General features: G+C 47.7%; 24 protein-coding genes and 4 pseudogenes. 19 read left to right on the forward strand and 9 right to left on the reverse strand.

Features of this window, described 5'->3' with window-relative positions; all coding sequences use genetic code 11:
- The first annotated feature begins 570 nt into the window (after positions 1–570).
- The 6 genes and pseudogenes from SPI9445_RS0107250 to SPI9445_RS0107270 all read left to right on the forward strand — a co-directional run.
- Complete coding sequence (locus SPI9445_RS0107250) at positions 571–2,010, forward strand: ABC transporter substrate-binding protein (RefSeq protein ID WP_017304074.1); 1,440 nt, start codon at positions 571–573, stop codon at positions 2,008–2,010.
- Between the two features lie 47 nt (positions 2,011–2,057).
- Positions 2,058–2,966, forward strand: coding sequence for a carbohydrate ABC transporter permease (locus SPI9445_RS0107255; protein WP_017304075.1), 909 nt, complete (start codon positions 2,058–2,060; stop codon positions 2,964–2,966).
- Between the two features lie 2 nt (positions 2,967–2,968).
- Positions 2,969–3,844 carry a carbohydrate ABC transporter permease gene (locus tag SPI9445_RS0107260; RefSeq protein WP_017304076.1) on the forward strand — a complete coding sequence of 292 codons (876 nt, stop codon included), beginning with the start codon at positions 2,969–2,971 and terminating at the stop codon, positions 3,842–3,844.
- Positions 3,845–3,998: 154 nt separating this feature from the next.
- A pseudogene (locus tag SPI9445_RS32000) lies at positions 3,999–4,322 on the forward strand (ATP-binding cassette domain-containing protein); the annotation flags it as partial.
- A gap of 291 nt (positions 4,323–4,613) precedes the next feature.
- A complete protein-coding gene (locus SPI9445_RS32005) occupies positions 4,614–4,967 on the forward strand; it encodes a TOBE domain-containing protein (RefSeq protein ID WP_420329820.1) in 354 nt (117 codons plus the stop codon).
- Between the two features lie 25 nt (positions 4,968–4,992).
- Positions 4,993–5,184 (forward strand): annotated as a pseudogene (locus tag SPI9445_RS0107270) (RNA-guided endonuclease TnpB family protein); the annotation flags it as partial.
- A 167-nt stretch (positions 5,185–5,351) separates the two neighbouring features.
- Here SPI9445_RS0107270 and SPI9445_RS30380 read toward each other — a convergent pair.
- The 3 genes from SPI9445_RS30380 to SPI9445_RS31600 form a co-directional block, all read right to left on the reverse strand.
- Positions 5,352–5,513, reverse strand: coding sequence for a hypothetical protein (locus SPI9445_RS30380; RefSeq protein ID WP_017304079.1), 162 nt, complete (start codon positions 5,511–5,513; stop codon positions 5,352–5,354).
- A gap of 154 nt (positions 5,514–5,667) precedes the next feature.
- Positions 5,668–5,955 (reverse strand): hypothetical protein, encoded by a 288-nt coding sequence (locus tag SPI9445_RS29805; RefSeq protein ID WP_017304080.1) that lies wholly within the window; start codon positions 5,953–5,955, stop codon positions 5,668–5,670.
- Between the two features lie 77 nt (positions 5,956–6,032).
- Positions 6,033–8,816, reverse strand: coding sequence for a filamentous hemagglutinin N-terminal domain-containing protein (locus tag SPI9445_RS31600; protein WP_017304081.1), 2,784 nt, complete (start codon positions 8,814–8,816; stop codon positions 6,033–6,035).
- Between the two features lie 223 nt (positions 8,817–9,039).
- Here SPI9445_RS31600 and SPI9445_RS32010 point away from each other — a divergent pair.
- The 3 genes and pseudogenes from SPI9445_RS32010 to SPI9445_RS0107295 form a co-directional block, all read left to right on the forward strand.
- Positions 9,040–9,123, forward strand: a pseudogene (locus SPI9445_RS32010) (helix-turn-helix domain-containing protein); the annotation flags it as partial.
- Positions 9,124–9,210: 87 nt separating this feature from the next.
- The gene (gor, locus tag SPI9445_RS0107290; protein ID WP_017304082.1) at positions 9,211–10,560 is read left to right on the forward strand and encodes a glutathione-disulfide reductase; all 1,350 of its coding nucleotides are present in this window, start codon (positions 9,211–9,213) and stop codon (positions 10,558–10,560) included.
- A 185-nt stretch (positions 10,561–10,745) separates the two neighbouring features.
- On the forward strand, positions 10,746–11,114 hold the full coding sequence (locus SPI9445_RS0107295; RefSeq protein WP_017304083.1) for a single-stranded DNA-binding protein: 369 nt from the start codon (positions 10,746–10,748) through the stop codon (positions 11,112–11,114).
- On the opposite strand, the gene SPI9445_RS0107300 is transcribed toward SPI9445_RS0107295, so the two are convergent.
- A complete protein-coding gene (locus SPI9445_RS0107300) occupies positions 11,111–11,839 on the reverse strand; it encodes an SIMPL domain-containing protein (protein WP_017304084.1) in 729 nt (242 codons plus the stop codon). The genes SPI9445_RS0107295 and SPI9445_RS0107300 overlap by 4 nt on opposite strands.
- Positions 11,840–11,940: 101 nt before the next feature.
- Between SPI9445_RS0107300 and surE the strand changes: the two genes are divergently transcribed.
- The 3 genes from surE to SPI9445_RS0107315 all read left to right on the forward strand — a co-directional run bounded on the left by surE (position 11,941) and on the right by SPI9445_RS0107315 (position 13,723).
- Positions 11,941–12,618 (forward strand): 5'/3'-nucleotidase SurE, encoded by a 678-nt coding sequence (surE, locus tag SPI9445_RS0107305; RefSeq protein WP_026079599.1) that lies wholly within the window; start codon positions 11,941–11,943, stop codon positions 12,616–12,618.
- Positions 12,619–12,710: 92 nt separating this feature from the next.
- Positions 12,711–13,298, forward strand: coding sequence for a hypothetical protein (locus SPI9445_RS0107310; protein WP_017304086.1), 588 nt, complete (start codon positions 12,711–12,713; stop codon positions 13,296–13,298).
- Positions 13,299–13,300: 2 nt separating this feature from the next.
- Positions 13,301–13,723 carry a hypothetical protein gene (locus SPI9445_RS0107315; RefSeq protein ID WP_017304087.1) on the forward strand — a complete coding sequence of 141 codons (423 nt, stop codon included), beginning with the start codon at positions 13,301–13,303 and terminating at the stop codon, positions 13,721–13,723.
- Between the two features lie 204 nt (positions 13,724–13,927).
- Here SPI9445_RS0107315 and SPI9445_RS0107325 read toward each other — a convergent pair whose 3' ends face one another.
- Both SPI9445_RS0107325 and SPI9445_RS0107330 read right to left on the reverse strand, forming a co-directional pair.
- A complete protein-coding gene (locus SPI9445_RS0107325) occupies positions 13,928–14,182 on the reverse strand; it encodes a Txe/YoeB family addiction module toxin (RefSeq protein WP_017304089.1) in 255 nt (84 codons plus the stop codon).
- On the reverse strand, positions 14,179–14,430 hold the full coding sequence (locus tag SPI9445_RS0107330) for a type II toxin-antitoxin system Phd/YefM family antitoxin (protein ID WP_017304090.1): 252 nt from the start codon (positions 14,428–14,430) through the stop codon (positions 14,179–14,181). The genes SPI9445_RS0107325 and SPI9445_RS0107330 overlap by 4 nt, the downstream gene beginning before the upstream one ends.
- Before the next feature lie 333 nt (positions 14,431–14,763).
- On the opposite strand from SPI9445_RS0107330, the gene SPI9445_RS27415 reads away from it, so the two are divergent.
- Positions 14,764–14,961, forward strand: coding sequence for a hypothetical protein (locus SPI9445_RS27415; protein ID WP_017304091.1), 198 nt, complete (start codon positions 14,764–14,766; stop codon positions 14,959–14,961).
- 69 nt (positions 14,962–15,030) lie between these two features.
- On the opposite strand, the gene SPI9445_RS0107340 is transcribed toward SPI9445_RS27415, so the two are convergent.
- Complete coding sequence (locus SPI9445_RS0107340; protein ID WP_164674482.1) at positions 15,031–15,270, reverse strand: type II toxin-antitoxin system RelE family toxin; 240 nt, start codon at positions 15,268–15,270, stop codon at positions 15,031–15,033.
- A 250-nt stretch (positions 15,271–15,520) separates the two neighbouring features.
- Between SPI9445_RS0107340 and SPI9445_RS0107345 the strand changes: the two genes are divergently transcribed.
- Both SPI9445_RS0107345 and SPI9445_RS31345 read left to right on the forward strand, forming a co-directional pair.
- The gene (locus tag SPI9445_RS0107345; RefSeq protein WP_017304093.1) at positions 15,521–16,618 is read left to right on the forward strand and encodes an NACHT domain-containing protein; all 1,098 of its coding nucleotides are present in this window, start codon (positions 15,521–15,523) and stop codon (positions 16,616–16,618) included.
- A gap of 107 nt (positions 16,619–16,725) precedes the next feature.
- A pseudogene (locus tag SPI9445_RS31345) lies at positions 16,726–16,833 on the forward strand (IS200/IS605 family transposase); the annotation flags it as partial.
- Positions 16,834–17,059: 226 nt separating this feature from the next.
- On the opposite strand, the gene SPI9445_RS0107355 reads toward SPI9445_RS31345, so the two are convergent.
- Positions 17,060–17,797, reverse strand: coding sequence for a biliverdin-producing heme oxygenase (locus SPI9445_RS0107355; RefSeq protein ID WP_017304095.1), 738 nt, complete (start codon positions 17,795–17,797; stop codon positions 17,060–17,062).
- A 209-nt stretch (positions 17,798–18,006) separates the two neighbouring features.
- Between SPI9445_RS0107355 and SPI9445_RS0107360 the strand changes: the two genes are divergently transcribed.
- From SPI9445_RS0107360 to SPI9445_RS0107380, 4 genes are all read left to right on the forward strand, one after another.
- Positions 18,007–18,330, forward strand: coding sequence for a phasin family protein (locus tag SPI9445_RS0107360; RefSeq protein WP_017304096.1), 324 nt, complete (start codon positions 18,007–18,009; stop codon positions 18,328–18,330).
- An 18-nt stretch (positions 18,331–18,348) separates the two neighbouring features.
- Positions 18,349–18,915, forward strand: coding sequence for an FKBP-type peptidyl-prolyl cis-trans isomerase (locus SPI9445_RS0107365; protein ID WP_017304097.1), 567 nt, complete (start codon positions 18,349–18,351; stop codon positions 18,913–18,915).
- Between the two features lie 132 nt (positions 18,916–19,047).
- Positions 19,048–19,365: a 2Fe-2S iron-sulfur cluster-binding protein gene (locus SPI9445_RS0107375; RefSeq protein ID WP_017304099.1), complete on the forward strand. Its 318-nt coding sequence runs from the start codon at positions 19,048–19,050 to the stop codon at positions 19,363–19,365.
- Between the two features lie 96 nt (positions 19,366–19,461).
- Positions 19,462–19,644 (forward strand): hypothetical protein, encoded by a 183-nt coding sequence (locus SPI9445_RS0107380; protein WP_017304100.1) that lies wholly within the window; start codon positions 19,462–19,464, stop codon positions 19,642–19,644.
- Between the two features lie 175 nt (positions 19,645–19,819).
- Here SPI9445_RS0107380 and SPI9445_RS0107385 read toward each other — a convergent pair whose 3' ends face one another.
- Entirely contained in the window at positions 19,820–20,842 is a 1,023-nt protein-coding gene (locus SPI9445_RS0107385) for an alpha-E domain-containing protein (RefSeq protein WP_017304101.1), read from the reverse strand.
- Positions 20,843–20,844: the final 2 nt, after the last annotated feature.

Here is a 20,844-nt window from a genome sequence, read left to right on the forward strand (position 1 = left end):
AGTCCCAGATCAGTCTAACATAGTTAACAAAATTTTGCAATTCTGCCGGAGCTTGAGAATCAGGCGACTCTCGACTTTGTGAGTGTTCACGCGTCTTGTGCTACAGGGTATCAAAACATTTCTTAATATTACTTTTTGTGTTTTTACCCGGTCGGATCAGTGCTGAAAACTTGGTAGTACCTGATTTATAGGGAGTTTCACAGAACACCTGTATAGACAATATGCAAACATAAGCATTGACAAATCAGAAAAAATATTGTAATGTTATTTATAATGTAAGGTAAAAATTTACCTAAAAAAATTTGCTGATTACAGACTCCACGCTAGTTAGAGCAGTTTGTGAAGGTGGGAGTTATTTAGATTTATCTCGTAGATTTATCTCTCAGTTTGAGCGGTGTTCGAGCTAAGGGTTGAGTTCATTGCAAGGATTCTAAATTGCAGGGATTTAGGTTTTAGTTCAAGCTTCTGGTTTCCGTGACTGCGAATCCCGATGATGTCCGCTCTAGATTAATAGCGGGGTGAGTGGAGTTGTGATCAGTCCTGACAAGTCCCATTGCTGATCATTGCCCTATGTCTCGATCTAATAATTCTCGATCTAATAATTCTCGATTATCTGAGTTTTGGAGTGCTTGGATAAAGATTCCTCTTTGGCAAAGGTGGGGGGAGTTTTATCAAAACTGGACAGAAAAAGGGCGGGAGAAACTCTGGTCGCTTTTTCCGGTTTTGAGGATCTGGCATTCCCGAGGGGTTAAAGTCCGATGGTTCAAGTTTGGGGCTTGGATTGTGGGGACTTTGGTCTTGTTGCAATGGCTGCTGGTGCCGGGTTTTACTCAGTCTCCGGTGAAAATTCAGGTGATGATGCAGGCGCTAGAGGCGAATCAGTGGCAAGACATGGAGGCAGCCTTTGAGGACGCGAATCCAGATATTGATTTAGAGTTAGTCGAAGCGCCCAATGCCACTAATTTAGTAGAGGATCTTTACACCTCGGCCTTTTTGTTGGGGGATTCGCCCTATGATTTGGTGTATTTAGATATTGTTTGGGTGCCCAAATTTGCGGCGGCTGGTTGGTTGATGGATTTAAGCGATCGCCTTTCCCCAGAAGATGAGGCCGATTTCCTCGCCGGAGACTTAGCTGGAGGGCGTTATCAAGAGGGTTTATATCGCATCCCCTTCCGTTCCGATGGCGGGATGTTATACTACCGCACCGACTTACTCGCCCAAGCCGGGTATGATCCCCCCCGCACCTTTGACGACTTAATCCAGATTTCCCAATCCGTGCAAGAACAAGGTTTAGCCCAGTGGGGGTACTTGTGGCAGGGGCAACAGTACGAAGGATTAGCGGCCATGTTTGTGGAAATTTTGCGGGGACATGGGGCGTTTTGGGTGGATCCTGATACCCTAGAAGTCGGCTTAGATCAACCCAATGCGATCGCCGCCGTAGAATTCCTGCGCAGTACCATAGACAAAGGCATTTCCCCCCCCGGTGTCACCACCTACGCCGAAGAAGAAACCCGCCGTCTCTTCCAAAACGGCAACACCCTATTTTTACGCAACTGGCCCTATGTCGCCGGATTAGCCGCCGACTCCCCCATTGCCGATAAATTCGCCATTCAGCCCATGGTACACCTTCCGGGCGAAGAAAGCGGCGCTTGTCAAGGGGGCTGGGGCTTAGGCATCTCTGCAACCACCCCCCACCCTGACGAAGCATGGCGCGTCATTGAATTTATCACCAGTCGAGAAGTGCAGAAACAATTTATTCTCGACACCCGCTATGTTCCCAGTCGGCGTTCCCTCTTTAACGATCCCGATATTGTGGCCGCCTATGACTACTATCCTCAACTGTTAGAAGTCGTCGAAAATTCCGTTTTGCGCCCCCCCATCGCCCAATATGCCCAAGCCTCGGACATTTTACAGCGTTATCTCAGCGCCGCCATTACCCGGCGAATGACTCCCGAAGCCGCCATGGAGGCCGCAGCGCGAGAGACGCGCAACGTATTAGGTACAACTTAATCTGTGCCATGTCCCAACATTCAAATTCAGTTTCAACTTCCTGAAAAATGACTCAAGATGTAATTCGCCAACGAGAACAACGCATCGGGTGGTTATTATTAACCCCCGCCTTACTCCTGCTGTTATTTGTCTTTGCCTATCCCATTGGGCGGGCTTTTTTCCTCAGCTTATTTACTGAAAACTTAGGCACTCAATTAAAGCCCGTTTTTTCCGGTCTGAGTAACTATCACCGCTTAATCGAAGATGGTCGCTTTTGGGAGAGTTTATGGAATACCAGCGTCTTTACAAGCGTTAGTATTCTCTGTGAATTAGTGTTAGGGATGGTGTTTGCTCTGATTCTCAATCAAAGCTTTCGCGGCCGAGGTTTAGTTCGCACCTCTGCCCTCTTACCTTGGGCCTTACCTACCGCCGTCATGGGTTTAGCGTGGGCGTGGATTTTTAATGATCAATATGGGGTAGTCAATGACATTTTAGCCCGCTTTCCCTTCTGGGAAACTAACATCACTTGGTTAGGAGATCCCACCCGGGCTATGTTAGCCTTAATTGTGGCCGATGTGTGGAAAACAACGCCCTTTATTGCCATTCTCTTATTAGCAGGCTTACAGTCCATTCCCGAAGACTTATATGAAGCCCATGCTATTGATGGGGCGACTCCTTGGCAGAGTTTTCGTCAGGTGACGTTACCCTTATTAACCCCCCAGATTGTGATTGCTTTATTATTCCGTTTTGCCCAATCCTTCGGGATTTTCGACTTAGTACAAGTGATGACAGGAGGGGGGCCAGCTGGGGCAACGGAAACGGTTTCTATTTATATCTACGCCACAGTAAGACGGTATTTAGACTTTGGTTATGGGGCGGCTTTGGTGGTTGTGACTTTTGTCCTATTAATTTTAGCCGTTTTCCTCGCCGGATTACTGCTTTCAAAAGCGCGCATTAATGTTTCAGGAGGTCGATAAACATGGCAGTTGCTCAAGAGTCACAAGCCCATTCTAGCGCTAAACTTAAGATTTCATCCCGGAGTATTTTACTCTGGGTTGGGGTGGTTTTTATGGTGGTTTTTTGCCTTGCTCCGGCACTATGGCAAGTTCTCACCTCGTTTAAAACCAATGCGGCTATTTCCGCCTTGCCTACGATTTATTTTCCTAGTTTTAGTGATTTAACGTGGGATCATTACAACAGTTTAGGGGCGGGATTTTGGCGGTATGTGTTTAATAGTGCCTTAGTGTCCTTGCTTTCAACGTTGTTATGTTTAGGCTTGGGCGCACCTGCGGCTTATACCTTGGCTCGGATTAAGTTACCGGGAGAGTCTTTTATTTTAGGGGGGATTTTAATTGTCAGTTTGTTTCCCTATGTGTTGTTATTTTTAGGACTGTTGGAAATTGTCAGATTTGTGGGCTTAGGGAATAATTATCTGGCCTTGATTGTGCCGTATAGCGCGATTAATTTACCGTTGACGATTTTGGTACTACGCAGCTTTTTCCAACAACTGCCAAGGGATTTAGAAGATTCTGCCAAAATGGATGGTTATAGTACGGTGCAAATGTTGTTAAAAATCATGATTCCTTTGACCATTCCGGCATTAGTGACAACGGGAATTTTAGCCTTTATTTTTGCGTGGAATGAGTTTATTTTTGCCCTAACATTTGTGACCCGAGATGCTATGAAAACCATTCCGGTAGCTGTGGCACAAATTGGCGGATCTTCCCTCTATGAAATCCCCTACGGCCCCATTGCGGCGGCGACGGTGGTAGGAACGTTACCGTTGCTGGTGTTGGTGTTATTCTTCCAGCGTCGGATTGTCCAAGGGATTACGGCTGGGGCTGTTAAGGGCTAGGTCTTTTAGTACGAAAAAACCGCAAAACTAACGATTACGAAATCAAGCAAAAATGGCAACTTTAACTTTAAAAGAATTACGCAAACAATTCACGCCGGAGGTGGTTCCGGTGAAAAATATTAGTCTCACGGTGGAAGATGGGGAGTTTCTCACGCTGTTGGGGCCGTCGGGGTGTGGTAAATCCACGCTGTTACGCTTGATTGCCGGATTGGAACAACCGACGGCTGGTACGGTTTGGGTGGGGGAGAAGAATCTAAATGCGGTGAATCCGGGCGATCGCAATATGGCGATGGTTTTCCAAAGTTACGCCCTCTATCCCCACATGACCGTAGCCGATAATATCTCAACCTCCCTCAAGTTGCGTCAAGTCCCCCCGGCCGAAATTACCCAACGGGTGCGCACCGTAGCCGATAAGTTGGACATTTCCCACCTACTGGGGCGAAAACCCCGCAGTCTCTCCGGGGGGCAACGGCAACGGGTGGCCTTAGCCCGGGCGCTGGTGCGCAAACCCGATGTATTTTTATTAGATGAACCCTTGAGTAATTTAGATGCTTTGTTACGGGAACAGGTGCGAGGGGAATTAAAACAGTTGTTTGAGTCCCAAAATCGCCCCGTCGTCTATGTGACCCACGACCAAATTGAGGCCATGACCCTTTCCAGCAAGGTGGCGGTATTATTGGAGGGTTTGGTCCAACAATTAGACCCCCCCAGTCGCATCTATACCCATCCGGCTAATAAATTTGTCGCAGGCTTTGTGGGCAGTCCCCAGATGAATCTGTTAACCCTAGACTGTCAGGGCAAGGTGGCGAAATTGGGTAATTGTGAGATTCCCTTACCCCCCTTAGCCCAAGTCCCCAAATTAATTGATTTAGGCATTCGTCCCGAAGCGTTATCTGTCAAAGGGTCTGAGGTTTCGGAGCAAGAGTTAGTGATTGCTGGAAAGGTCTTTCTCTCGGAAAACTTTGGCCGAGAAACCTTAGTCAGTTTGCGCGTGGAGGATTCTCAAGATGTCATTCGGGCTTTAATTCCACCGGATCAAACCTGGAACCCTGACTATACTAAATTGGTGGTTCCCTTCTCCAGTCTGCACTGGTTTGATGCGGAAACAGGCGATCGCCTTTAACAAAAATGTTGCGGAATTCCCCTTCCTCAACTTCTTTGAGAAACGGGCGCAGTTACCCCGTTTCAAGTCAAAGCATGGTCGGCAGACTCTGAGTTATCCGGCCAACGTTAAGTTTGAAGGGGACTATCTCAAAATACCGGGAAAGATTGGGTTAGTGTATTGCCGTCGTCATCGGGAATTTGAAGGGACAATCAAAACCGTTACTCTGGTCAAATCTATGCACCCTAGAGTAGAATAGGGCTTGCTGAATAAGTCCGAGAGTTGGGGAGTCGGGAGTCGGGAATAGGCAATCGTGCCAGTTTTAGATGATCTGTTCCCTGTTCCCTTGTTGAGTCTAGCGTAGGCGTGTTATTCAGCAGACCCTAGAATAACTGCGCAGAATTACTACATTGTGCGGGCGGGAATCTTCAGCCGACGGATCATCTCTAAGATGACCTCAGTTTTGGTTTTCCCCTTAGATAAACAATATTCTTCTAAGTGCGACAAATCCCCTTCGGGCAAGCGGATTGTCAGGACTTTATTTGAAGGGGGTTTGGTTCTGGACATAGTGAGTTCATATCCTGTGTGTAATAACAATATACTTCAATTGTATAGTAAAAATACTGCTTGCACTAGCCATGAAAAAAAAAGCCCAGATTTCCCAGAATGTTCTCAATTGTATCTGAACTAGACTGTTCTACAAGCCTATCTCCAGCCCGAGCTAATCTTGACTCGGTACACAAAGCGGAATCCCCCAAGCCGAAAACTCTAAAGCCTCTCCTAAATCCCCATCCTCTAACCCCCCCCGTGGAGCCATCCAACAATACAACAGTCCCTCCTCCTCCTCCTCCCAATCCACCCGAGAAGTAGTCACCCCCAAAGGGAGAACAGAAGAACCCACCGGATTAACCTCAACCCCTGCACCCTCACCCATCCCCCAACCATCCCCGCCACCCGTCACAACCTCACGCACCTCAACCCCACCCCGAACAACCAGACCAGAACTCACGCCAGCCCCCCGAGGTCGAGACGCACTAGACCCCCCTTGTGCCGCCTGAAAAACCCGACCCGGTTCTACCCAAACCCCTAGCCCCCCAGCACCACCGCGCCCCCCAGCGCCCCCGGCACCGCCGCCACCCCCCCCACACCGCGACCCCCGCCGCCGCCACCGCCCCCAGTGCCACCCTGGCCCCCTTGTCCCCCCGTACCCACTAACCGCAGCCCCCCCGGGGCTGTTTTGATTTCTGCCCCAGACAGCACAATCCCCACGCCACCAACACCCCCATCACCCCCGCGACCCCCCGCACCGCCGCCGCCACCGCCGGAATTTAAGCCCACTAACCCACTACTCCCGCCATCCCCATTAATCAAGCCATCCTCTCCATCCCGACCGCCCCCCGTGCCAGCCCCGCCTTGACCGCTTCCCGTTCCCCCATCTCCCCCATGCCCATTGGCCGTTCCGCCATCACCCCCAAGGCCGCCCCCATTGCCCCCACTGCCCCCGCTACCAAACAGATTAACCCCCCCAGCGCCGCCCCCTCGTCCGGCATCACCACCGCCCCCGCCGCCATTAGTCGCCGTTGCACCCCCACCACCACCAGCCCCGCCAGCGCCGCCAGCAGTCCCCAGAACGGGCATTCCATCCCCCACCGCGCCTAAACCGCCCATGCCCCCAAAACCGCCGCCCCCGCCGCCCCCTCCGGCACGGTTGACCCCCGACCCGCCGCCTCCATGTCCTCCCCCTACATCTCCCGCGAAACCGCCTCCTAGGCCTTGATTCGTGTTGGCACTTCCTCGCCCCCCGCGACCTCCAGCAAAACCCCCCTCACCGCCACTCAGGGCCACTGTGTTGGGATTACTCCCCCCACCCCCACCTCCGCCGCCCTGACCGCCTTGGCCTCCATTCCCACCGATTCCCGTTAACTGCACTAAGCCACTTGTGGAGACAAGGGAACTATTCATCAGGGCAATTCCCACCCCACCCGCACCCCCGGCCCCCCCCGGAAGTCCGGCCGCCCCTCCTTGTTCATTTTTCCCCCCCATCCCCCCATCCGGCTGATTCAAGCCTTGTCCTCCCTCACCCCCTACCCCCATCAGGGAAATATGGCCTTGGTTGGTGATTAAATGACTTTGATTGAGGGTGATTCCTGTGCCACCTGTGCCACCCGGAGCGCTGCCGGGGAGTCCCGTTCCTTTAAGGGTAATATCACCGCTTCCTGTGCGAATTGCGGCATTTTGCATGAGCAATTCTCCTCCGCCTAAATTATCACTATTGGCATCTAAAAACACTGCTCCATTTTGGGTTGTAATATCGGCATTTACTATAATTCCTTGATGAGCTAAGGCCTTTAAGCCTACATTGGGATTAATTAAGTTAACGGGAGCATTAAACGTAATAGTATTGGTGGCTTCTAAAATAATATTAGAGGTGGCTTGATTGAGAATAGAAGCCTCTAAACGGGAGAGTTGAGGTAAGTCAGTAAAGCTTAAAACGGTGCTGGTTGTATTGCCTCGGGTAGCGACAATTTCTAAGTCTACGGGGTCGAGGAATAAGGTGCCCGGTTGTCCATCTCGGGCGGTTGTATCTACTTGTCCTTGAAAATCTAGGATTTGTTGACCCGAAACTTCAACCCATCCCCCGTCCCCTTGTTGTTGTCCTCCCTGACTTTCAATTTTGCCGTGAAATTGGGTAGTTTCATCAGCCCAAATAATTACCTTTCCCCCATTGCCTTGTTGAATGGCATTGGCTTGAATAAGAGTTTCAGGAGTAATAATAGTATGTTGTGCGGTGAATAAATTTCCTTGACCTTGAATCTCTCCCCCGATGTAAATATTGCCGCCTCCTGTTCTGGCTGATGCGTTAATTTGGGCATCAATTAAGGCAATATTTTGTCCTAAGATTGTAATATTTTGTTGGGTAAAAGATAAATCATGGGAAACATCTATTTTGCCTGAAACTATGGCTGTTCCGGGAGTTAAAGCAAGGGCAATATTACTGCCATTTACTTGTATGTTTCCCGAGGAATCAACTTGGGTTTTGGTTTGGGCTTGTCGTTCTGGGTTCCCGGTGAGATAACGAGGAATATCTACGGCTTGAAAGGGAGTGACGGGATAATAATCCTCTTGAAAAGCGCTGGCGGGAAAGACTAAGCTTAACAGTGAACCGTCTTGAGAAATTTCAATTTCGTTGCGTTCAGGAATGGCGGTGATGGTAATATTGCCATTGGGGGCGTGCAGGGTTCCGGTACTAATAACGCTGTTACCAATTAGGTGTAAACTTTGACCCGGATTGACGCTTAAATCAGCACTATTGAGGATTGTTCCTGATGATTGGACTGGGAAAATTAAGCCGATGGGGTTTCCGGTTAGGTCAGGATAATGATTCACTTCAAAGGCATTGAATAAGCCCTGTGGAAAGGCGATATGGGAGGCAGTGGTTACGAGAAAACTGGCAGGAATATTGAGGCTGGCTTCTGGGGTAAAAAGCCAGCCTGCGGGATTCATTAGATACAGATTACTAGAGCCTCCGGTGAGTTGAATTAAGCCTTCAATGAGGGATAAATTACCTCCGGTTACTCGACCTAAGATGTTTTTTATATGGGGTTGGGAGAGAAAATGGGCGATGTGATTGGGGGGTAGGTTAAAGTCTTGAAAGCTATGGAATAGATTAGATTCTACGGTTGTTCCCCCTTGGATGAGGTAAGTATTATTCTGGGATTTAATGATTGTTCCGGTGCCATCATCTGAGGAGGTAATGGATTGAGCATAAAGGGGGAGATTTGACCAGAAAAAATAAGGGATTATACTGGAGTTGAGTAGAAGGAAAAATAAACTTTTTTTTTGAGTTAATAATGATTTGAATAGGTTCATGAAGACACCCCCTGTTAATGTGATCTGTTTTTTTGGTGAACTTTATGATCTGAACACATTACTTGGTTTGGTATTGTAGCGCATTGCCCTAATCTGCGATTAAATTAAGCTCTCCTCACGGGGATTTTCCCTACAAGTACAGGTCAACGTATCATCAGCGCTCCTGGGTTTGAAACCCCGTCCTTTTAGGACGGCTTGGCATTTGGCCTGTTAGAATGTGAACATGACTCAGAAGGCGTTCCGATATCGATTCTACCCCACTCCAGAGCAAGAGGACTTGCTGCGGAGAACATTGGGCTGCACCCGTGATCGTGAGGTCTGGGAATCTCCGCGCCTTTAGGTCGGAGAGGATGTCAAGGAGTAAAGAGTCAACCAGTTATGAGAGGGTAATACCATGAGCTACGACTATGATCTATTTGTTATTGGTGCAGGTTCTGGGGGGATTGCTACCGCGAGACGAGCGGCTGAATATGGGGCGAAGGTGGCTGTAGCCGAAGATGATCGCTTGGGGGGAACTTGTGTGAATCGTGGGTGTGTTCCGAAAAAACTCATGGTCTATGCTTCTCGCTTCCCCGATCAGTTTGAAGATGCCCAAGGCTACGGCTGGAGCGCGGTAGAAAGTCATCTAGACTGGTCTAAGATGATTCGGGTCGTGAATGATGAGGTGACACGACTGAATGGGATTTATCAACGGATGTTAGATAATTCTAAGGTGACGGTGTTCCGCCACCGGGCGACGTTTATTGACTCCCACACTCTACAAGTGGGAGAGGAGAAGATCACGGCCGAAAGAATTTTAATTGCGGTGGGGGGAAAACCTGTTAAACCGAATATTCCGGGTATTGAACACACGATTACCTCTAATGAAATTTTCCTGTTGTCGGAGCAACCGAAACGGATGTTAATTATTGGTGGGGGCTATATTGGCTGTGAGTTTGCCTGTGTGCTGCATGGTTTGGGAACTGAGGTGACGCAGGTTATTCGCAAGGACAAGATCCTGCGGGGGTTTGATGATGACTTGCGCACGACGATTCAGGAGGCTATGGTTCAACATGGTATTCGGATTTTAACTCAGACCAATCCGGTGGCGATTGAACGGACGGCTGAGGGGTTAAGGGTGACGCTGAAGGGCCCTAATGGGGAGGAGTTGGTCGAGACGGATGTAGTGGGTTTGTCGGCAACGGGACGGATTCCCAATATCCAGAATTTGGGGTTGGAAAATACGGTGGTTGAAGTGAATCAGGGGGCGATCGCGGTCAATGAAGAGAGTCAAACCGCAGAACCCCATATCTACGCGGTTGGAGACTGTACGGATCGGGTGAATTTAACCCCCGTAGCCATTAATGAGGGTCGGGTTTTTGCCGATACTATGTTTGGCGGCAAGTCTCGGACGATGAGTTATGAAAACATCCCCAGTGCAGTATTTACTACCCCAGAAGCAGCCACGGTGGGACTCACGGAGGCGGAAGCACGGGCAAAATATGGTGAGGCGGTGAAGGTCTATCGCACCAAGTTCCGCCCGATGTATTACACTCTGGCGGGAAAAGAGGAAAAAACCATGATGAAATTAATTGTGGATACGAATACGGATCGGGTGGTGGGCGCCCACATGGTCGGGGATCATGCGGCGGAAATTATTCAAGGGGTTGCGATCGCCCTCAAAACCGGAGCGACGAAAGCCAACTTTGACGCAACGATCGGCATTCACCCCAGTTCGGCGGAAGAGTTTGTCACTATGCGCTAACGGGCTGGAGTGGGGACGAAACGAACGCTAGACTCAACAGGGGAATAGGCACTCATGCAAGAGGGAATAATTCTCAATTCTCCCTCTCCCCTGTTCCCTGATTCTACAAGCCCTAAATACAGTTGATTTTCGGGTGCGGAAATGGCAAAATGGATGTACTACTTAGAGAAAGAAGATATTTAAGGATGACCAGTTTAAATGTAGTGAATTTAGTGGGGCGTGCTGGGGGAGATCCCGAAGTGCGTTATTTTGAGTCTGGATCGGTATTGTGTGAGTTGACTTTGGCAGTTAACCGGATGAAACGGGATGATAAGCCCGATTGGTTTAATTTAAAGATTTGGGGTAAAACGGCAGAAATTGCCGCTAATTATGTGAAAAAGGGGAGCTTAATTGGGATTCAAGGCTCCCTGACGATTGAAACGTGGAGCGATCGCAATACCGGAGCCAATCGCTCTAAACCTGTGATTCGCGTGGAGCGTCTGGATTTGTTAGGCTCCAAACGGGATAATGAAGCCTATGCTAACCAAAACACCTACAATGACGCGGAATTTTAATAGCGAATCTCCAGCGTCACAGAGGCCTGCACGTCCTGTTCTCCCCCAATAATCGGCGTAGCATCTGCGGTCATCGCTTCAGCGCGCTGCATCAGGGGGCGGGGGCTGGGTGGGGTGGCGCTATTGATGGAAATGCTAATAATTTCCTGCCGGGTGAGGTTTAAGGTGGCAAGGACAGCATCGGCTTGAGCTTTGGCGTCTTGGGTTGCGGCTTGTAGGGCGACCTTTTGGGCGGCGGAAATGGCACTGTCGCTGGCGGTTAAACGAATGCCATCAATGCGGGTGGCTCCGGCTTGGATGGCCGCATCAATGACGGCTCCGGCCTCGTTGCTGGGGGTGCGATAACTGACGGTGCTGGTGCCAATATAGCCGACGAGTCGCTGTTGATTGTTGTGATATTCGTAGTTCGGCTGTAGAGAAATGCCTGTAGTTTGGAGTTGTTCCACATTGCGCGATCGCAATACATTCACCACCCCATTCATCCGGCGAGCGACTTCCGCCTGTACTGCGGTGGCGCTACTTTCTCGCACTTCCACCCCCAGCGTCACATCCGCTAGGGTGGCGGCGATACTCTCCCGGCCTTGTCCCGTGACCGTGAGGGTGCGTAATAGGCGTTCTTGGGCGCGGGCGCTCATGGGCAGAGTGAGGGCAACGAGGGCTAAACTGAGGGCTAACCAGCGTGAGGGATGTTGGACGGGTAGCAGGGCAGATGGTAAAGATTTCATAGCGGGAATCAACTCCTCATGATATTGTTTCCATGCTAGAAAATCCTGACGCGGTTGTGTCTCAGGTTACAGTTTTGGCAACGAAAAATTTAACTAAAATTATGGTTCTGATTTTAACCAACGATGATGGAATTGATGCGCCGGGGATTCGGGCGCTAGAGCAAGCCATCGCCCAAGATGCCCTGATTTTCGCCCCTCAAGGTCAATTATCGGGCTGTGGGCATCAGGTGACGACGGGGGATCCCTTGCAGGTGGAACGGCGCTCTGAAACCGAATATGCGATCGCCGGAACCCCTGCCGATTGTACCCGCGTGGCTCTGTCCCACTACGGCAGCGAGATTGATTGGGTTCTCTCCGGGATTAATGCCGGGGGAAATTTGGGCATAGATGTCTACATCTCCGGCACCGTGGCCGCCGTGCGAGAAGCCGCCATCCACAATATCCCCGCCATTGCCATCTCCCACTGGATTAAGCGCCCCTTGGTGATTGACTGGGACATTACCACCCAAAGAGCCGCTAGGGTACTTGACAAATTGATGAACTTACCCTTACCCCCTAAAAGTTTTTGGAATGTCAACCTCCCCCACCTGCCCCCCGGCTCCCCGGAACCGGAACTGGTGTTCTGTGAACCTAGTACCGATCCCTTGCCCTTGAACTATCGTATAGAGGGGGAGTTGTATCACTACGAGGGGGTCTATGAAGAGCGCGATCGCACCCCCGGCAGCGATGTAGATGTGTGTTTTGGGGGCAATATTGCCATCACCCAGATTCGTTTATAAAAATTGGCGTTATCATGACAGCACAAGCCCGCGCCCTTGTCCTTCCCACAGGGGCGACGATAGGCTAAAACACCAGACTGTGGCAACGAATCATGACCTATACAACGGAGCAACTGATCGAGATTCTGGAGCAAGAACTCCGCGCCAGTTGGCAAGGGGAACGGGTATTATTATCCGCCGAACAACGGTTTAATGATCCCGTCCTCGCCCCCCTCCTCGGAAGTCACAAAATCGGCAAAGTCTACGCCTATCGAGAATTTCGTGAGCAAGTTCACCAGTACCAAAAAGACCAGCAAGTATCCGGTTTAGTCTGGCGAACTTGTCACTTTAAAGGGCAAAGTGTGCGTTATCCCGAACTACACAATCAACTGATTGCTTTGGAACAGGATAAAGACATCCTGCTACAAAGTAAGGCCAGCGTTTTAGAATTTTGGCATCAAACCACCCCCGGCCTAAAATTATGGTTAGCAGGGCATGATCCCCAAGCCATCACCCCGGAATTAGTAGAACAATTGGCACAGGATGCAGAATGGGCGGAAGTAGATGCCACCTTTACGGAACTCTATCTGGGTCTATGTTGGGGGAATCCTCAAGAGTGTCATTATCAGTGGGCTATGCCAGAATCAGGATGTCGGAGAATTGTTGCCGCTCCCAACCGTCCTAGTTTAATGAAAGTCTAGTCATGTGGAAAATTCGTTCTGGGTGGATCATGTTAAGTGCGATCGCCCTTTTGTCCCCTTCTCCTGCCCTACAAGCCCAAAGCTGCACCGCCGGAAGCAGTTGCCCCCCTCCCCCCCTACAAGTGATTCCCGGTCAATTAGTGCGCGTTGAAGTGATCAATCGTACCCCCATCCCCATTCAAATTGAACAACTCTACGCCACCGGCCCAATGTATCTCAATCCGGGTGAAATTTCTCCCCTCTTATTTGGCAACACCATCCGCAACTTTTCCCTCATTTTTTGGGAACCCACCGGGAGAAAATTGTTTGCCAATGTCTTCCAACCGGAGGAACAAGTTCTGCGCATTGAGATTTTACCCGGTGGAGAAATTGAAGGAGAAGGGGCCGTTTATTTGCGCAACGATGGGCGAATTGATGTGTTTTGATAGGCAGAATTGCCAATAGAATGGGAGAGCGGGATCCCTATCATGAATCATGTTTGATAATATTTGCAAATACATTGCCGAAGAATTCCCCCTAGACATTGCCACCTGGTTACTGGGGGAACCGCCGAGCCGATTAGCCTAGTTGAACAAAAATAGCGACGCAATCCCCCACCTCGCCCCAGGCAGGTGGGGAGAGATTCATCGTCAGTAGTGATAACGAAGTTGGGCAATTTGGATCGCATTATTTTCAACCTTGTAAACGATGCGATGCTCGTCTGTGATTCGCCGTGACCAATATCCAGACAAGCCATGTTTGAGTGGCTCTGGTTTGCCGATGCCAGTAAAGGGGTGTCGCTGAATATCTTTGATCAGGGCATTGATACGCTTGAGAATTTTACGATCGCACTCCTGCCAATATAAATAATCTGCCCACGCATTTTCAGCAAAAATCAGCGTCACCCGATCAACTCCCGTTCTTGGCCGCCGCCTGATTCTAGTTCTGCAATAGAATCGAGTAATCGTCGGGCATTCGTGGGACTACGGAATAAATAGGCCGTTTCCGTCAAAGATTCGTACTCTTCCCGTGAAAGCATTACTACCCCTCGACCATCAGGCCGAGTAATGGCGATCGCCCTGTGACTCTCACAAACCTTATCCAATGTTGCCGCTAAATCGGCATTGAGCATTTGATCCGTAATCTGTTCCATAAGACCACTAGCCTTCAAAAATCGTGGATCATCGTCCGATCACCATCCTAACGCAGTTCTCACCATGGACTCAAAAAAGCACAGGCCTGCATAGGGTACGGTATAAAAAAACTAATGCCACGAGAGTTACAAGTTTTTGGGGAGCCAGAAAACTAACACATTCCACAGAACTATTCTTCAACCAACCGGGTTTATTACCCTTTGCAATTCTAAGCCAAAACGAGGACAAAGCCGACGTACTGCGAGACGTTGCCCGCAGAATTGAGGAACTCCCCAACCGTCGAATCCGGGCAGACATTGCCTCTTCTACTTCCATCTTGGCTGGGCTAATATATGAAAGAATCTGTGATCTATCAAGACCTAATCCGAGAAGGAAGGGAGCAAGGGATTCAGCAAGGGAGGCAGGAAATAGCCATCCATTTACTGGAGTGTGGCATGAGTGTAGAACAGGTTGCCGATTTGAGCAAACTTTCTGTTGAGCAAGTGCAAGCACTTCGGGACAATCTGGAAAACGCTACTGAGTCGGAGTGAGGGGACGGATAGCCACAAGGAAGAGTGTCAAGGTTGTGCATTCTTCCTTGATAAGCTAAGACCCATTTTTTATCGGTAAATCTCCCGTCGGTGTCCAAGTTCCAACACCAAAATTCCCTCCTGATTACCTTGCAGTTCGTAGATCACGCGGTAATCTCCTACACGCAGTCTAAACAATCCTTTCACCCCTTTAAGGGCTTTAACATTGGATAAATTGACGGTTTCGGCTAACTCTTTTAGGCGACTCTCCAGACGCTTTTGTAAAGCTTCGGGCAACTTTTTGAGTTGTTTTTTTGCTTTTTTATTCATTTTAATTTCCATGTTTGAAATCACTTTTAAAGTGGATGATTTCAAACTAAAAGAAGCTAAATAGAGAATAAATTAGCGAAAAATAGAATTAAAATATAATCAAATAGAAAATCTCTATTTGTAGGTTGGGTGAAGCGATAGCGTAACCCAACAAATGGGTCAAGCAAAAAATACAAAACAATTAGTTACAATCTATTGTTTTTTGGGTAAATGTTTTACACTAGAATAAAAGGACTAGATTTTAGGTGAGATGAGTAACCCACAAATTTACAGCCAGTTTTTAGAAGAATTAGCCAACAAATATGGTTTTTATGGCGACACCCGAAAAGCCTTTTTAGTTCGCTTTGCCCATGAAAATGCGGTTAAACCTCATACAGAATTGCGAATTGATTGGACAAGAGATCCAGTTGAAAAAGAACAAAAGCTTCTAGATGAGTTAAAAAATAATATTTACCCTGTTTTACAAAAAGAAGGCTGTGATATCCCAGAAAACAATAAGCGAGGAAGAAGCAAAAAAGGTGAAAGTCCTTGGGAAAAAGCTCACCGTTGGTTATGGCAGATTAAGTTTACAGAATGGGAAAAAAGCCATAATTCATCTATAGTTCTAGAAAAATCAATTGACTGGCAAAAGATTTGTATAGATATTCTGAATGAGCTACCCAAGAGACATCAAGCGACAGGACGAGGAATGGGGCATGAAGTTAATATTGATGTACCTTTAGGATTAGTTAAGTCCGAAACAACATCCCGATGTAATTCTGACGCAGAGAATACAGACTCAGTGATGCAGCAAGGTCAATTGCCAGATAAGACAGAAATTGAAAAAAGCTATGAATATCAAGAGTTTTTAGATGAGATTATTAGGAAAACGAGTAATAATTTGGCAATTGTAGGAGAACCGGGGGCAGGTAAAACAACTTGGTTAGATAGAATTAGTCAGGAAATAAAACAGGATTTTTGTGTGATTTGGATTCCTTTAGAAAATTTAGGGGGATTAACTCTTGAGGAGTATTTATTGACAAAATGGCTTAAAGATACTTTGAAGGTTTTAGAGCCAACAGAACAGCAAAAACAAGCTCTAGTTGACTTATTTAGTAGTGATAGAGTGTGGTTATTGTTGGATGGAGTGGATGAGATGAAAACTGAAGTTTCTCCCCTCAGTAATATTAACAAATTTTTGACTGGATGGGTTAAAAAAGCGCGAGTTGTTTTAACCTGTCGTCTCAATATTTGGGAAGCTAATCCTAATGGGTTGCCTGAGTTTGAAACCTATCGCACTCTTGACTTTAATCAGGAACAGGTTAAGGATTTTATTGTTCAGTGGTTTGGTCAGAAACCGGGTTTTTAACAAGGGTTGGAGGCAGTTATGAGAGGATGAACGCAACCCGGTTTCTTGCTGGGGTTGGTTTAGGGGAGGTATTAGGGGACGGATTCCTCCAAATTTCTGAGAAATATTTCTATGGTCAGCCTCTCTTTTGGACTGGCGCTTCTTTTGTTGCCAGTTGTGGCGGTGTTAGCGTTGAACACTTAAAGCGTTGTATCGAGAACCAAGCTGAATTATAAGGATTCGCTGCGCTCAGTCTGAGTTGGTCGCGATTCATCTCACTGTTAGGCGGCGCTCTAACTGGAGTCCTCTTACAACATTTAAGATAGAACAATCCCCTTGAAGGTGTACTTTTTACCACTTCAACTCATACAGTAAGGGGAATTCATGAATTCCCCTTACTACAATCTATTGAGGATTGCTCTAGCACTAAAATAATCTAGTCCTAGACCAGAATTTTGGCTTCTACTCGGCGGTGGCTAATTCGCCGTCGGTACTGCCACGACTGCGACGACGAGTTAAAGAATTAAACAGCATTTGACCAATGGCTTTGATCAAATTCCCTTCTAATTCTCCGAACATTTTCATATTCATACCGAACGCGTCATTCGCTTCATCAACAATGGCTTCAGCCGTTTGTTGATCCACAGGTAAACTGTCCATAGCAGCGCGATAGTTGGTTTTGAATGCTTTCTCATCGGGAATCTGATCAAACTCATAAAAAGCAGTCCCTTCGCCATCAGAAAGATTCATCGCTGTCTGAGCAATTTTTTTCAGGATTTGTCCTCCGGAAAGATCTCCCAGGTAACGGGTGTAAAGGTGTGCTACCAATAGCTCCGGCTTCTCATTCGCCACATCATGAATCCGCTTAACATAGGCTTGACCTGTGGGAGAAAGTTCAATTTCTTCGCGCCAGTTTGCGCCGTAGTAATAGAACAAATCTCGCTCTAAATTGGCTTTCCGGTTTAATTCAGGGAAATAAACCTTAGACAAAACGGGATGATCCTTGAGGCGTTCCATTTCTTCTTCCATCGCCCCATAAACATAGTAGAGATTAGCCGCTAGTTTACGGTAAGAATTTTTCTCTACCACACCTTTGAGGAAGCATTTAATAAACCCCATGTTTTCCGCCATAGTATGGGATTTTTTCGTCCCTTCTCGTAGCATTGTGGCTAAATTAACTTCTGCTAAACTAACACTCATGTTATATATCCCGTTTTATGATCTTAAATGAATCGACATTAACAAACTGCCTAATTTGCTAGGTTAAACTGATTTGACAACGATTTGTGTTAAGAATCTTTACGAGCAAGGGCAACCAGAACCCAAATTTTGAGGGGAGAGTCCGGTTAACCCCCTAACCATTGCCGAGGGGATATGCCATCATAGAGGAGTTGTGAAGCAAGTGCAACATGGATAACAACAATTGGATTCAAGACCTGTTGATTGCCGGAGTGGGGACGACTTCCTTTGTCGCTGAGAAGTTGCGCGAAGTCGGGGATCAATTGGTAAAAGAGGGGAAAATTGACCCAGAACACGCCAAAACCATGGTTAATGATGTGATGGATCGCATCAAAAGCGATCAAGGGAATTTTGAAGAACAGATGCAGCGTCAAATTCGTAATGTACTACAGGATTTAGGGGTTTCCCGTCAGTCTGAGGTGGACGAATTACGGGGAAGGATTGATCGATTGGAGCGTCAGGTGAGAGATTTAGAGAATAAGATCTGGCGTTAAGCACCATCAGGAGAATGTATGAGAGAGATTTTACTTAGTTTTGGGGTTGTTGTTGTCTGTAGCTTGCTTCTAGTCCTGTCCCTCCTGTTTAATAGTGGTAAGGGCCAAGAGGCGATCGCCTCAGAAACACTGACCCCCTCTAACTTACCCCGTGCCGAAGTGCCTAGCGGAGTGTTGGCAACACCTCCCCTCGTGGCTTCTGCGGCGGATTTACTACCAGTAGAAAATAATAACGTGGAAAATATCGTAACGACCGACTCCGGTTTACAGTATGAAGAGATTGTTGAGGGTACCGGAGCCAGTCCGCAAAAAGGACAAACTGTTGTCGTTCATTACACCGGAACCCTAGAAAACGGTCAAAAATTTGATAGTTCTCGCGATCGCGGTCAACCCTTCTCCTTTAAAATTGGCGTTGGACAAGTGATCAAAGGTTGGGATGAAGGCGTTGGCTCCATGAAAGTGGGAGGACGACGTAAACTGATTATCCCCTCTGAACTCGGCTACGGAGCGCGGGGTGCAGGTGGGGTCATTCCCCCCAATGCAACCCTCATTTTCGATGTAGAATTATTGAAAATCGGGGCCTAAAGCCTTAGTGACACACCACCACTGTTAGAATCCCTCTAACCCTCGACTTTGAGGTTTAGGGGGTTCTCCTTGGCAAGGATCCCCATCTTCTTAAGCCTTGCCTTTTCCTCATTCTTCACCCTATTTTGCCCCATGACCGAAAGTTACACCGTAGAAATCACTCATCAGGGAACCACCTACACCCTGAAAGCTCCCGCCCATCAAACTATTTTACAAACGGCTTTAGATGAAGGGATCGAACTCCCGAACTCCTGCAATGCCGGGGTTTGCACCACCTGCGGCGCGAAAATTCTCTCAGGAGAAGTCGATCAAAGTGATGCAATGGGGGTATCTCCTGACTTACAAAAAGAAGGCTATGCCTTACTTTGTGTCGCCTATCCTCGTTCTGATCTCAAAATTATTTCTGACCAAGAGGAAGAAATTTATAAGCGTCAATTTGGAGCAGGTTAAACCCCTTTTGTTGGGGGAATTCATGAATCCCCCTGACCTTATTCTGAGTCTCTTTGATCATTAATTTACAACTCTTTAAACCCTTTAGCAATTGCCATGACTACTCATTTCATTACCGCCGAAATTGACCTCCAAGACAGTCCTGTTCAACTGCAAAAAGCCATTGAGGCTGAGTTAGAAAAACGGGGAGAACCCTTGCGTTGGGCGATTACAGACGTTAACACCGAACAAGAAACCGTGCAAGTTGAAGCCGTTGTCACCCAAGATGCGATCGCTTGAACTTCGTCTGTCACCTGTGGTATAGTAAGCCCAGAGAGAAAAGAAAAGAGAACAGAAAGAGGGGGAACTCACCCCCTCTTTCTGTGTAATGGGGGTTGGCTGAAAAAGTCAAGGAAGAGGCAAAAGGTAAAAGTTTTGACCCATTCCCATTACCTATTACCTATTCTCTATTCCCTTAAGTTAACCCATAGACTTTTTCTAGTAACAGTGTTTGACTTTGAGCTTGAGTGAGAGGTTCTTCCCGTTCCTCCTCCGGAACATCTTGACCAAAGAAACTAATAGCAATATTTCCCCCCACCTCATTCAAAGAACGCTGCATCTGGTCTAAAAACTCGTGTAAACCAATCTCAATGACATCTTCAATAGTGCAGTATCCCAAACGAGAACATAAACGACCGAGGGAGCGTTCAGCCGGATTTGACCAACTCCCGACTGGAGTATTCGTAATCTTATGCAGGGACTTTTCCGACCGAGAAACACAGAAATTAATCGAGCGGGGAAAATCATGATCTAAAATCAAAAACTCCGCCACCGCCGAGGGATTAATTCGATGTTGTTGTTTACGGTACATTTCATAGGCGCTCGCCGATTTTAACAACGCCATCCATTGGATTTGGTCTAAAGGCGTTCCCACCCATTGAGCAGATGGTAAGAGAATAAAATATTTAACATCTAAAATGCGCGTGGTTTTATCCGCCCGTTCTAATAAGCGTCCCACATAGCCAAAATGCCATCCTTCATTGTGAGTCATGGTGGCATCCATCACCCCGGCAAAACGATGACTCGCCCGCTTCACTTGTCGGTAAAAATCCGGTAACATATCGACGTGAATCTGAGAGGCGGCCTCTTTAACCATTAAGTAAAAATCATTCACTTCCTCCCACATTTCTGAGGAAATAATTTCTCGAATTGAGCGGGCATTTTCTCGGGCAATTTGCAGGGAAGACAAAATAGAATTGTCATATTTTGCGTCAAAGGTCAAAAAGTGAATGACATTATCGGCTGTAGCTTCTCCATAACGTTCCATAAATAGTTCATGGTCCCCGGTAGTGGTGACTAAGGGCAACCATTGCTGGGTTACTCCGGGCGGTAAATCTAACATCATATTGAGGTTCACATCAACAAACCGCGCAATATTATCCGCCCGTTCAATATAGCGATTTAACCAATAAATCGAATCAGCAACACGACTTAGCATTA

Source organism: Spirulina subsalsa PCC 9445 (genome assembly GCF_000314005.1).
In the GTDB taxonomy this organism is placed as follows: domain Bacteria; phylum Cyanobacteriota; class Cyanobacteriia; order Cyanobacteriales; family Spirulinaceae; genus Spirulina_A; species Spirulina_A subsalsa.